This window comes from Burkholderia sp. BCC1638 (genome assembly GCF_902833195.1).
Classification (GTDB): Bacteria; Pseudomonadota; Gammaproteobacteria; order Burkholderiales; family Burkholderiaceae; genus Burkholderia; species Burkholderia diffusa.
In genome coordinates this window covers 72713-85106 of sequence record NZ_CADFEC010000015.1, presented here as the reverse complement: position 1 = coordinate 85106, position 12394 = coordinate 72713, and the positions used below count along the sequence as shown (strand labels likewise).

Sequence of the window (12394 nt, the reverse complement as noted above, 5' to 3'; positions counted from 1 at the left end):
GTGGGGCCGGCGCAGGAGGCGCGCGGCCTGAAGCGTGCGCGCGCCGGCTGGCGCGGCAGGCTTCGGTCGGACAGGGTCAATGTCGCCCGGTGCCGTCGATGAGCGCGTCGACGCCGTAGGCGCGCGCGAGGCTGGCGAGCTTCTGCGGGAGATTGAGGAGGTCGAGGGTCGCGCCGCGCGCTTTGGCGGCACGTTGCCATGCGAGCAGCACGGCGAGCGCGGACGAGTCGAACTGCGTCAGCGCCGAGCAATCGACGGCGGTCGCGCCGGCGCCGATGCGCGCAAGACCGTCCGCGAGCGCGGACTTCGCGCTCGCGACGGTCAGCGAAGAGCCTGCTTCGAAGCCGCTCACGACGCCTGCTTGCCGGCGGCAAGTTGCTGGTTGCGCTGCGTCAGGAACTGGATCAAGCCGTCGACGCCGCTTTGCTGGATCTTCTCGTTGAACTGCTGCTGGTAGGTCTGGATCAGCCACGCGCCGAGCACGTTCAGGTCATATACCTTCCAGCCATTCGCCGACTTGTAGAGGCGATAGTCGATCTGGACCGGCTGGCCGTTGTTCATCGCGACCGTCTTCACGACCACGTCGGTGTCGGCCGGATCGGCGCGGAACGGCGGGTACTGGATCTGCTGGTCCGGCTTCAGCTGCGCAAGCGCGCCCGAATACGTGCGGATCAGCAGCAGCTTGAACTGCTCCTGAACCTGTTGCTGCTGCTCGGCCGATGCCGTACGCCAGTTGCGACCCATCGCGAGCTGCGTGGTGCGGCGGAAATCGGTGTACGGCAGGATGTCCTTGTTGACGATCGTAATGATGCGGTTGGTGTCGCCCTGCTTGATCGTCTGCTGCTTCACCTCGTCGAGGACCTGCTGCGTCGCCGTCTTGATCAGCGCCTGCGGGTTCGACTGGTCGACTTGCGCGTGAGCTGCGCTGCCGAACGAGAACAGCGCCGCGAAAACGGGGATCAGGAACAGTTTTTTCATCATAGTGACCTGCATGAAGAGTCGATGCGTAGGTTGGAGCCGGTAGCTTACGCGCAAGTTCGCGTGCGCCACCGACTCAATCGTTTCCGGCTGTAACGAATGTAAATGGGTCAGTGCAGCTTGATGCTCGGGAAACGAATCCCGCCCGGAGCGGGCGGCGTCATCTGCATTGCCGGCACGTTCGTCGCGCTGGCCGGGTTCGGTGCGTCGGCACTGCCCGACGCCGGTGCGGCAACGGCCGCGCCCGATGCGCCGGCCGGCGCCGTCGCGCCGCCGATCGCGGCCGCACCCGCCGTTCCCGCCGCGCCGGCTGCCGCCGGTGCCGCGCCGTCGTCCGGCAGGTCGTACTTCGGCAGCGCGTCGTTGCTCGACGCCGTCGAGGCCTCGCCGCGCGCGTTGTCGATCAGCATCTGGCGGCGCTGCAGGTACGCGTTGCGCACGAACGAATACTTGTCGAGCGCCGCGGCATCCAGCACGTCGCCCGCGCCGAGCAGGTTCGCACGCGTGTTGACGAGGTTCACGCCGAACAGGCCCCAGCTCAGGCTGTCCGGCTTCACGTAGGTGAGCGGATTGCCCACGTAGTCGACGCCGAGGCCTGCCGTGTCGCGCAGCGTGCTCGGACCGAGCAGCGGCAGCACGAGATACGGGCCCGACGGCATGCCGTAGCGGCCCATCGTGATCCCGAAGTCGGCCGTGTGCTTCGGCAGTTTCGCGATCGTCGCGACGTCGAACAGGCCGCCGACGCCGAACACCGTGTTGATCACGACGCGCATGATGTCGCCGACGCCGTCCGCGATTCGCAGCTGCACGATGTTGTTCGCGGCGATGTAGACGTCGCCGATGTTCGAGAAGAAGTTCGTCACGCTGTCGCGCACCGGCTGCGGCACCACGTACTGGTAGCCCTTCGCGACCGGTTTCAGCGCGTACGTGTCGACCGTGTCGTTGAACTTGTACATCGACCGGTTGAAGCCTTCGAGCGGATCGCCCTTGGTCGGCGTCTGCACGGTCGCGCAACCGCTCAACGCGGCGACTGCCGCCACCGCGAGCGCGGCGTGCCTGATGCGGATCGTCTGCATGGTCATTACCCTCTTGTCTTTCTCTCGTGTGGTTATTGGGCGGTCGAACCGGACACCGCAGAGGCCGGCACCGCGACCGGCGCGGGCGCGGCCGGCGCGGCCGAGGCCCCCGATGCCGGCTTCGCGCCACCCGCGTCGGCTGCCTTGCTGTACAGGAACTGGCCGATCAGGTTCTCGAGCACGATCGCCGATTGCGTCATCGTGATCGTATCGCCCGCCTTCAGCATTTCGGTGTCGCCGCCCGGATCGAGGCCGATGTACTGCTCGCCGAGCAGGCCCGACGTCAGGATCTTCGCCGACGAATCCTTCGGGAACGGATACTGGCCGTCGATATCGATCGTCACCAGCGCCTGGTAGGTGTTGGTGTCGAAGGCGATCGACTTCACGCGGCCGACCACGACGCCCGAGCTCTTCACGGCGGCGCGCGGCTTCAGCCCGCCGATGTTGTCGAATTTCATCCTCACCGAGTAGGTCGGCTGAAACGACAGCGAGCTCATGTTGCCGACCTTGAGCGCCAGGAACAGCACCGCAAGGAAGCCCACCACCACGAACAGGCCGACCCAGAAGTCGAGAGCAGTCTTTTTCATCGTCATCCCAAAATTTGGCTTGGCTGAGGCTTAGCTGAACATCAGCGCGGTCAGCAGGAAATCGAGGCCGAGTACGGCGAGCGACGCGAACACGACCGTCTTGGTCGTCGCGCGCGACACGCCCTCGGGCGTGGGCTTCGCTTCATACCCCTGAAACAGTGCAATGAAGGTCACGGCGAACCCGAACACGATGCTCTTGATCACGCCGTTGCCGACGTCGGCCCACACCTCGACCCCGCCCTGCATCTGTGACCAGAACGCGCCCGGATCGACGCCGATCAGCACGACCCCGACGAAATAACCGCCGAGCACGCCGACCGCGTTGAAGATCGCGGTGAGCAGCGGCATCGCGATGATGCCGGCCCACAGGCGCGGCGCGATCACCGTCTTGAGCGGATCGACGGCCATCATCTCAAGCGCGGTGAGCTGCTCGCCGGCCTTCATCAGGCCGATCTCGGCCGTGAGCGACGTGCCCGCGCGGCCCGCGAACAGCAGCGCGGTCACGACCGGGCCGAGCTCGCGCACCAGCGACAGCGCGACCAGCAGGCCGAGCGCCTGCTCGGACCCGTAGCGATTCAGCGTGTAATAGCCCTGCAGGCCGAGCACGAAGCCGACGAACAGGCCCGACACGGCAATGATCACGAACGAATAGTTGCCGAGGAAGTGGATCTGCTTCGTGACCAGCCGCGGCCGGCGCAGCAGCGGAAAGAATTCCAGCACGAGGCGCACGAACAGCCGCGTGCCGTAGCCCGCGCGCTCGAGGCCGCCGATGACGTAACGTCCGATCGCGCTGATCATGCGCGCCCTCCGCCGAGCCCGAAATCCGCAGCCAGCGGCGGGCTCGTGTAATGAAATTTGAACGGGCCGTCCGGCGCGCCGTCGATGAACTGGCGCACGCTCGGGTCGGTCGACGCGCGCAGCTCGTCGGGCGTGCCCTGCGCGAGCACGCCGCCATTGGCCAGAAAATACACGTAGTCGGCGATCGCGAACGATTCCGGCACGTCGTGCGTGACGAGGATCGACGTTGCGCCGAGCGCCTCGTTCAGCGTGCGGATCAGGTTCGCCGTGATGCCGAGCGAGATCGGATCGAGGCCCGCGAACGGTTCGTCGTACATGATGAGCTGCGGGTCGAGCGCGATCGCGCGCGCGAGCGCGATGCGGCGCGCCATCCCGCCCGACACCTCGGACGGCATCAGGTCGCGCGCGCCGCGCAGGCCGACCGCGTTGAGCTTCATCAGCACCAGGTCGCGGATCAGGTCTTCGGGCAGGTCGGTGTGTTCGCGCAGCGCGAACGCGACGTTCTCGAACACCGACATGTCGGTGAACAGCGCGCCGAACTGGAACAGCATGCCCATCTTGCGGCGCAGCGCGTACAGGCCGTCGCGCGTCTGCGCGCCGACGTCGGCGCCGTCGAACAGCACCTGGCCGCGGCGTGCGCGCACCAGGCCGCCGATCAGGCGCAGCACGGTCGTCTTGCCGCAACCCGACCCGCCCATGACGGCGACGACCTGGCCGCGCCCGAAGCGCATGTTCAGGTTCGACAGGACGAGGCGGTCGCCGTAGCCAAAGTCGACGTCGCGAAGTTCCAGCAGTGTCTCGGTAGGAGTGGGGCTCACGGAGCTGACAGTCCTTTTACGCAGAACGCCGAATTATAGGGCCTGCATTGGAATGATGTCGTGACGCCGTTCCGGGCCCTGCGGTCAATGATTGTCAAATTGTCGGGCAAAACATTGCTGCAACGCAACAATTGCCGCCCGATAATCGTCTGCGCCCGTGACCGCGCTGACCACCGCGACGCTGCCGACGCCCGTCGCCAGCACGTCCGGCAACGCGTCGAGCCCCACGCCGCCGATCGCGACGAGCGGCGCCCGCGCGCCCGCGAAGCGCGCATAGCGGGCAATCCGCGCAAGGCCTTGCGGCGGCGCCGCGACCGCCTTGGTCGCGGTCGCGTACACGGGGCCGAGCGCCAGATAGCTCGGGCGCTCGTGCAACGCGCGCAACATCTCGTAATAACCGTGACTCGACAGCCCGAGCCGCAGGCCGGCGCGCGCGATCGCGGCCAAATCAGCCGTTTCCAGGTCCTCCTGACCCAGATGTACGCCGTACGCACCCTCTTCTATCGCGATCTGCCAGTGATCGTTGATGAACACGCGCGCATCGGGATAACGGCGCCCCGCCGCGACCGCCCGTGCGACTTCCCGGCGCAACGCATCCGGATCCGCGCCTTTCACGCGCAGCTGCACGGTTCGCACGCCGCACTCGAGCACGCGTTCGACCCATTCGGCGTCGGGGACGACCGGATAAAGGCCAAGTTGCGCGGGGCACGGCGGGAATGCGGGCTCGGGTGCCGAGGCCAGGCCGGCGACGCGCGGGAACCGCGCGGCATCGACCGGCCACGCATCGGCCCCGCGCGCTTCGTCGCCGTCGCGCCACGCGAGCGCGAGCACCAGCGCGTCGATCGGCGCGAAGCCGCAATCGAGGAACGCCGCGAGCGCCGCGATCCAGTCGTCGGCGAGCGGATGCGCGGCTTCCAGCGCGTGGCGCACGCCCGCGGCGTGCAGCGCCGCGCCGTGTTCGTCGAACTCGATCGCGACCGCGTCCGGCGACGCGGGGCGCGACGCAGCCGACGCGCGCGCCTGCGCGGCTCGATCGCCGGCCGACACGATCAGCACGTCGCCGTCGGCCGGCACGTCGGGCGCCGCGACGCACAGCCGCCACGGCGTCGTGCCGGTCGGCCAGTCGCCCAGGCGGGCGCGAATCCGCTCGGCCGCTTCGGCCAGCTCGTCGGCCGGCGGCCAGAATGCATCGGCGAAGCGCACGCTCATGCGCCGCCCCCGTCCTGGTGCCAGAACGGCATCCCGACGACCGGCGTGCTCGCGTGCGCAGTCTCGCGCGCATCCATCGGCCCGGCGAGATAGGCCGCACGGCCGGCCTCGACGCCTTGCGCGAACGCACGCGCCATGATTTCCGGATGCGTGGCCTGCGACACGGCCGTGTTCAGCAGCACGCCGTCGAAGCCCCACTCCATCACCTGGCACGCGTGCGACGGCACGCCGAGCCCGGCGTCGACGATCAGCGGCACGTCCGGCAGCCGCTCGCGCAGCACGCGCAGCCCGTACGGATTCACGACGCCCTTGCCCGTGCCGATCGGCGCGCCCCACGGCATCAGCGCCTCGCAACCGACGTCGAGCAGACGCCGGCCGATCACGAGATCCTCGGTGCAGTACGGCAGCACCTTGAAGCCGTCCTTGACCAGTTGCGCGGCCGCCTCGATCAGCCCGACCGGGTCGGGCTGCAGCGTGTAGTCGTCGCCGATCAGCTCGAGCTTGATCCAGTCGGTATCGAAGACCTCGCGCGCCATGTGCGCGGTCGTCACCGCTTCGGCGACGGTCTGGCAGCCGGCCGTGTTCGGCAACAGCGGCACCGCGTGACGCTTGAGCAGATCGAAGAAGCCGGCCTCGGCGGTGCCGCCGGTCATCTGGCGGCGCAGCGCGACCGTCACCATCCCGGGGCGCGACGCGGCAATCGAATCGGACAGCGACTGCAGCGACGGGTAGCGCGACGTGCCGAGCAGCACGCGGCTTGCGAAGGTTTCACCGTACAGCGTCAGCGCGTCGGCGGAAGTGAGGGACGTCATGTCGTTTTCCTGGAAGAGCGGAGGGCGAACCGGCGGCGCTCAGCCGCCCGCGACGGGGTGCACGACGTCGAGCTTGTCGCCCGTCGCGAGCGCGCGCGCCGCATGCTGCGTGCGCGCGACGAAATTGCCGTTCAGCGCGACCGCGTACGGCGGACGCGCGCCGTACGCGGCGAGCGCGTCGGCAACCGTCGCGCCGTCGGGCAGCGTCAGCGTCTGTTGGTTGATCTGGATATCCATGAGGCTTGATCGAATTCGGTCGGCGGCGCGCGTCAGGCCGGCTGGCGCGCGTCGTCGCGGTGATGAAGGAGCGTCGGCCAGCGCGCGGCGTCGCGCCACGAGGCGAACGCGTCGGCATCGGCGAATGCGCCGCCGAGTGCGGCTTGCGCGAAGGCAACCGCCGCGTGCGCGACTTCCGGCGCGATCATGAAGCCGTGCCGGTACAGGCCGTTGACGGCCAGCGTCGTCGCGCCGTCCCAGATCACCGCCGGGCGGTGATCGGGCAACGTCGGGCGGCATTGCGCGTTCAGTTCGAGGATGCGCGCCTCGCCGAACGCCGGGTGCACGGAAAACGCCGCGCTCAGCAGTTCGAGCGCCGAGCGCACGCTGACGGGCGACATGTCCTCGCCCTCCACCTCGGTCGCGCCGATCACGTACAGGTCGTCCTGTTTCGGCGCGATGTAAAGGGGATAGCGTGGATGCAGCAGCCGCACGGGCCGCGTGAGCCCGATGCCCGGCGCGCGCACGCGCGCGACTTCGCCGCGGATGCCGCGCAGCGCGGGCAGCGCGGATTTCGCGCCGAGCCCGCGGCAATCGATCGTGAAATGCGCGTCGGGCCGGTTCGCGTCGTCGATCGTCGCGTGCCAGTGCAGCTCGACGCCGCGTTGCGCGAGGCCCGCCGCGAGTGCGCGCAGCGCCTGCCGGTTGTCGAGCTGCCCCTCGCGCGGCAGCATCAGGCCGCGCGCGAAGCGCCCCGCGAGCGCGGGCTCGGCCGCGTCGACCTGCGCGCCGGCCAGCGCGACGAAGCCACCGTCGAACAGCTCGGCCGGCGCGTTTGCGCGCACGCGCCGCTCGAACAGCGGCGCCTCGGCGCGATCCGCGTGATGCCAGACGACGAGCGTGCCGTGCTGCTGGAAGAACACAGGTTCGGGCAGTTCCGGGAGCCATTGCGGCCAGCGCGCGAGCGATGCCGCGCCGAGCTCGGTGATCAGCAGCTCGGCGCTCGCCGCCTCGGCGAGCGGCGCGAGCATCGCGGCCGCGACCCACGCGGCCGACTGCTCGCCGTCCGGGCCGCCGCGCTCGTACAGCGCGACGCGATGCCCGTCGCCCGCAAGCCGCCATGCGATCAGACGGCCGACGAGGCCGCCGCCGAGTACCGCGAAATCGGGTCGGGAAGCGTGGAGGTTCATCGCGCGTCCTCCTCGCGAACCGCGCGGGCGCGTGCGACGAGCGTCGACGCGCGCGCACCGTCCCGTGCGGACGCACGCGACAGCGGATCGGGAACAGCGCAAAAGACTGAAGATTGAGCGGTCATCATTCCTTCCGTAACGCGCAACGCGCGTACCCAAAAGGACGAAACCGGCAGCAAAGGCCGGCCGGGCGGGACTCGGGCGCTGACCATGTGGGATGGCAGCCAGCGCGGCCCGGCGGGATCAGAAACTTCCCTCGCCGGTATTACCCGGATCGGGTGCGAAGGGTCTTTCTCAGCCTCGCCGCGTCGCCCGGAACTGTCCGTCGGCCGCGCTCGAAGCACCCCTGTTTCGTCGTCGGCCATTAGACCATAAAAGCGGAAAGCGCCGCAAACTGTCCCCCTTGCGGCAAATTCGCCGTCGCGTCGCGCCGCTCTGGCACAATGCCCGCAGGCTGGCCGCGCGAGCGGCCGGTTGCCGCGTCACCGCCGGCCTTAAGTGCCGCTTAAGACGCGCGGGTCACCATCCGGACGCCCGCCGTCAGTCGGCACTCCGTCCCGGCATACCGTATCGCGGCGCGCGTCCGGCTCCGCCCGGCACGCGCGCCGGCTACTCATCAGGAAGCACATGACCCAATCGATCGATCCCGTCCGCTCCGCCTCCGACGCGCCGCAGGACGAGCGCCCGGTATCCGCGTGGAGCCTCATCAAGCCCTACTGGGTGTCGTCCGAATGGAAAATCGCGTGGGGGCTGCTGGTCACGATCATCGCGATCAATCTCTGCGTGGTCTGGATCAACGTCAAGCTGAACAAGTGGAACGTGGGGTTCTACAACGCGCTGCAGTCGAAGAACGTTCAAGACTTCCCCGGTCTGCTGATGCAGTTCTCGGCATTCGCGTTCGCATTCATCATCCTCGCCGTCTACGGCCGCTATCTGCGCCAGATGCTCGGGTTCCGCTGGCGCCAGTGGCTCACCGATCGCTTCCTCGGCCAATGGCTCGGCGATCGCGCGTTCTATCGGATCGAGCGCGACCGCCTCGCCGACAACCCCGACCAGCGGATCACCGACGATCTCCAGTCGTTCGCGACGGCCACGCTCACGTTGTCGCTCGACCTGCTGTCGACGGTCGTCACGCTCGTGTCGTTCATCACGATCCTGTGGTCGCTCGCGGGCGCGCTGACGATCACGCTCGGCGCGACGCCTGTCGCGATTCCCGGGTACATGGTTTGGGCGGCCGCACTGTATGCGGTGGTCGGCTCGCTGATCATCCAGAAGGTCGGCCACCCGCTCGTGTCGATCAACTACCAGCAACAGCGCGTCGAGGCCGACTTCCGCTTCGGCTTGATCCGCGTGCGCGAGAACGCCGAGCAGATCGCGTTCTACGACGGCGAGAAAACCGAGATCGGCACCGCGCAGACGCTGTTCATGCGCATTCGCGACAACTGGTGGCGCGTGATGAAGTACACGAAGCGCCTCACGTTCGTCACGGCCTTCTATAGTCAGATCGCGATCATCTTTCCGCTCGTCGTCGCGGCGCCGCGCTATTTCGCGGGCGCGTTCTCGTTCGGCGTGCTGATGCAGATTGCGTCCGCGTTCGGCACCGTCAGCGATTCGTTCTCGTGGTTCATCAACAGTTACTCGACCCTCGTCGAATGGCGCGCGACCGTCAACCGTCTGCGTGAATTCAAGCGTGTGATGGGCACGTCGCACCTGAAGGAAAGCCTGTCGCCCGCGACCGAGCACGGCGGCATCAACCTGCACTACGTCGATGCCGCGAAGCTGTCGACGTCGTCGCTGAAGCTCGCGCTGCCGAACGGCAACGCGCTCGCGAACATCGGCAACGTGACGATCGAGCCCGGCTCGCGCTGGCTCGTGGTCGGCAAGTCGGGTTCCGGCAAGAGCACGTTCATGCGCGCGCTCGCGGGCCTGTGGCCGTTCGGCGACGGGGCGATCGACGCGCCGGTCGGCGCGCGGATGATGTTCGTGCCGCAAACCAGCTACTTGCCGATCGGCACGCTGAAGGCCGCGCTCACCTATCCGGCCGCGCCCGACGCATTCACCGACGACGCGTGCCGCGACGCGCTGCGCGCGTGCCGCCTGGAAGACTACGTCGGCCGCCTCGACGAGACCGGCCACTGGACGCGCGTGCTGTCGCCGGGCGAACAGCAGCGTTTGGCCGGCGCGCGCGTGCTGCTGCACAAGCCCGACTTCCTGTTCCTCGACGAAGCGACGAGCGCGCTCGACGCCGACAACGAAGCGCGGCTCTATCACCTGCTCGCCGAACGGCTGCCGCAAGCCGCGATCGTCAGCATCGCGCATCGCGAATCGCTGGCCGCGTTCCACGTCGGCACGATCAACGTCGAACGCGTGAACGACAGCGACAAAGTCGCCGCGTAACCGAAACAAAAAGGCCGGCGCATACCGCGCCGGCCTTGTTCTCTTCCTCGTCCCGCCCGCCTTCCCGCTACGCCCGCCCGACGGGCACCGACACGATCGGCACATGCGACACGCCCTCGTGCGACAGCCGGCTTTCAAATAACGTCAGCGCGACGAAACGCAGCGCGACCGGCCGCCCGGTCGCACCGCCGTGCGCGGGCTGCCCGTTCGCGTCGCGCGGCAGCCGCGCGAGCGTGACGTGCGGCCTGAACGGCCGGCGGTCGGCCGGCACGCCCAGTTCGAGCAGCAGCGCGGACAAGTCGGCATTCAGCGCCGCACAGGCGGGATCGGGCGCGAGTTCCGCGACGATCAGCCTCGCGCGCGGCAGGCTCGGCCACCACGCAATCCGCTCGACCGGCTGCAACGGCAGCGCATGCGCGGCCGCGAGCGCCGGCAGGCGTGCGGCCAGCGCGTCGCAACGCGCGCGTTCGATCGCGCCGATGAACGCGAGCGTCACGTGCAGTTGCGCGGGCAGCGTGCGCCGCGCGCCTCGGGTGACCGGCAGCGCGTGCAGCGCGTCGCGCGATGCCGCATCGGGCATCAGCGCGACGAACGCACGGAGCCGGTCGCCGTTCATGACTCGCGCACCGCCACGCGCGCCTCGGCCACCGCATCGGCCGACACCGGACGCTGCGGCAGCGGGCCGTGCTCGCCCCACACGTCGGCCGGCAGCACGCGCGCGAGCTCGGGAATCGTGTTGCGCGTGAACACCGGATCGGCAATGCCCTCCGCGCGCTGGCGGCGATAGTCGCGCCACGCGGCATGCGCATACTTGCCGAGCGCGAGGATCGCGACCAGGTTGATGATCGCCATCAGCCCCATGCTCGTATCGGCCATCGCCCATACGAGCGGCAGTTGCCCGACGCTGCCGAACATCACCATGCCGAGCACCGCGATGCGGAACAGCGGCAGCACGCCGCGCCGCTTCGTGATGAAGTCGACGTTGCCTTCCGCGTAGGCGTAATTGCCGATCACCGACGAGTACGCGAAGAAGAAGATCGCAACGGCCATGTAGATGCCGCCCCAGTCGCCGACGTGGCTCGCGATCGCGCGCTGCGTGAGCGCCGCGCCCTCCATGCCGGTGCCGAGTTCGTACTGGCCCGACAGCAGGATCACGAACGCGGTCGCGCTGCAGATCACGATCGTGTCGACGAACACGCCGAGCATCTGGATCAGCCCCTGCACGACCGGATGCCGCACGCTCGCGGTCGCGGCCGCGTTCGGCGCGCTGCCCATGCCGGCCTCGTTCGAGAACAAGCCGCGCTTCACGCCCATCGCGACCGCCTGGCTGACCGCGTAGCCGGTCAGGCCGCCCGCCGCCTGCTCGAGCCCGAACGCGCTCTTTACGATCAGCGCGATCACGCCCGGCACCAGCGCGACGTGCGTCGCGACCGCGTAGACGGCCAGCGCGAGGTAGCCGATCGCCATCACCGGCACGATCACCTGCGCGACCGACGCGATGCGGCGAATCCCGCCGAAGATGAGCGGCGCGGTGAGCAGCACGAGGCCGAGGCCGACCGTCTCGCGGCTCCAGCCGAACGACGTATGGAACGCATCGGCGATCGCGTTGGCTTGCACCGCGTTGAACACGAAGCCGAACGCGAGGATCAGCGACAGCGAGAACAGCACGCCGAAGCCGCGCGAGCGCAGGCCCGTCTGGATGTAGTACGCGGGGCCGCCGCGATAGCTGCCGTCCGGATGCGACACCTTGAAGATCTGCGCGAGCGTCGCCTCGACGAACGCCGACGACATCCCGACGAGCGCCGTCATCCACATCCAGAAGATCGCGCCCGGCCCGCCGACCGTCAGCGCGACCGCGACACCGGCGATGTTGCCGGTGCCCACGCGGCTCGCGAGGCCGGTCGCGAACGCCTGGAACGACGAGATGCTGCCCGGCTCGCCCTTGCTGCCGACCAGCTTGATGCTGAGGAGCAGCGCCTTCAGCTGGATCATCCGGAACCGCAACGTGAACCACGCGCCGGCGCCGAGCAGCAGCGCGATCAGCACGTAATTCCACAGCACGCCGTTGACGGCGTCGATCAGCCCATGCACGAATGCTTCCATTCAGAGTCCTTGTAAATGGGGTCAGTCAAATGCGGCGGCCGCGCGAACGCGGCCGGTCGGGCGACATGATATGACAATTTCCAATGATTATTACAAAACGAAAGGTTTCCGGATCGCGGAACATCGATACCTGATGTGATCAGGTTAGGCGACGCTTCGGAAAGATGCGGGGCGCGCGGTCGGCGACAGCGGACGACGGATGCCTGCCTG

Annotated in this window: 13 protein-coding genes and 1 riboswitch; of the genes, 1 reads left to right on the top strand and 12 read right to left on the bottom strand. The window is 68.5% G+C overall.

Annotation, left to right across the window (positions count from 1 at the left end; all coding sequences use genetic code 11):
* Nucleotides 1–76: 76 nt before the first annotated feature.
* The 10 genes from HWX22_RS19020 to HWX22_RS18975 all read right to left on the bottom strand — a co-directional run bounded on the left by HWX22_RS19020 (nt 77) and on the right by HWX22_RS18975 (nt 7684).
* Complete coding sequence (locus tag HWX22_RS19020) at nt 77–352, bottom strand: STAS domain-containing protein (protein WP_175916214.1); 276 nt, start codon at nt 350–352, stop codon at nt 77–79.
* A complete protein-coding gene (locus HWX22_RS19015) occupies nt 349–978 on the bottom strand; it encodes an ABC transporter substrate-binding protein (protein ID WP_059535680.1) in 630 nt (209 codons plus the stop codon). Before HWX22_RS19015 ends, HWX22_RS19020 begins: the two co-directional genes overlap by 4 nt.
* Nucleotides 979–1088: 110 nt before the next feature.
* Nucleotides 1089–2054, bottom strand: a complete 966-nt coding sequence (locus HWX22_RS19010) for a VacJ family lipoprotein (RefSeq protein WP_175916223.1) — start codon at nt 2052–2054, stop codon at nt 1089–1091.
* A gap of 32 nt (nt 2055–2086) precedes the next feature.
* Entirely contained in the window at nt 2087–2647 is a 561-nt protein-coding gene (gene mlaD, locus HWX22_RS19005; RefSeq protein ID WP_059820887.1) for an outer membrane lipid asymmetry maintenance protein MlaD, read from the bottom strand.
* 24 nt (nt 2648–2671) lie between these two features.
* Complete coding sequence (gene mlaE, locus HWX22_RS19000) at nt 2672–3439, bottom strand: lipid asymmetry maintenance ABC transporter permease subunit MlaE (RefSeq protein WP_059535625.1); 768 nt, start codon at nt 3437–3439, stop codon at nt 2672–2674.
* Nucleotides 3436–4257: an ABC transporter ATP-binding protein gene (locus HWX22_RS18995; RefSeq protein ID WP_059535623.1), complete on the bottom strand. Its 822-nt coding sequence runs from the start codon at nt 4255–4257 to the stop codon at nt 3436–3438. The genes mlaE and HWX22_RS18995 overlap by 4 nt, the downstream gene beginning before the upstream one ends.
* An 84-nt stretch (nt 4258–4341) precedes the next feature.
* Nucleotides 4342–5466: a thiamine phosphate synthase gene (gene thiE / locus HWX22_RS18990; protein ID WP_175916213.1), complete on the bottom strand. Its 1125-nt coding sequence runs from the start codon at nt 5464–5466 to the stop codon at nt 4342–4344.
* Entirely contained in the window at nt 5463–6278 is an 816-nt protein-coding gene (locus tag HWX22_RS18985; RefSeq protein ID WP_039322226.1) for a thiazole synthase, read from the bottom strand. Before HWX22_RS18985 ends, thiE begins: the two co-directional genes overlap by 4 nt.
* 39 nt (nt 6279–6317) lie before the next feature.
* The gene (gene thiS / locus HWX22_RS18980) at nt 6318–6515 is read right to left on the bottom strand and encodes a sulfur carrier protein ThiS (RefSeq protein WP_014898319.1); all 198 of its coding nucleotides are present in this window, start codon (nt 6513–6515) and stop codon (nt 6318–6320) included.
* 32 nt (nt 6516–6547) lie between these two features.
* Nucleotides 6548–7684 (bottom strand): FAD-dependent oxidoreductase, encoded by a 1137-nt coding sequence (locus tag HWX22_RS18975; RefSeq protein WP_175916212.1) that lies wholly within the window; start codon nt 7682–7684, stop codon nt 6548–6550.
* 234 nt (nt 7685–7918) lie between these two features.
* A riboswitch (TPP riboswitch) is annotated at nt 7919–8042 on the bottom strand.
* Between the two features lie 269 nt (nt 8043–8311).
* Between HWX22_RS18975 and HWX22_RS18970 the strand changes: the two genes are divergently transcribed.
* Nucleotides 8312–10081: an ABC transporter ATP-binding protein/permease gene (locus HWX22_RS18970; protein ID WP_175916211.1), complete on the top strand. Its 1770-nt coding sequence runs from the start codon at nt 8312–8314 to the stop codon at nt 10079–10081.
* Between the two features lie 67 nt (nt 10082–10148).
* Here HWX22_RS18970 and thpR read toward each other — a convergent pair whose 3' ends face one another.
* Together thpR and HWX22_RS18960 are read right to left on the bottom strand one after the other, a co-directional pair.
* Entirely contained in the window at nt 10149–10697 is a 549-nt protein-coding gene (gene thpR, locus HWX22_RS18965; protein WP_175916210.1) for an RNA 2',3'-cyclic phosphodiesterase, read from the bottom strand.
* On the bottom strand, nt 10694–12184 hold the full coding sequence (locus HWX22_RS18960) for an alanine/glycine:cation symporter family protein (RefSeq protein WP_175908456.1): 1491 nt from the start codon (nt 12182–12184) through the stop codon (nt 10694–10696). The genes thpR and HWX22_RS18960 overlap by 4 nt, the downstream gene beginning before the upstream one ends.
* Nucleotides 12185–12394 lie beyond the last annotated feature (210 nt).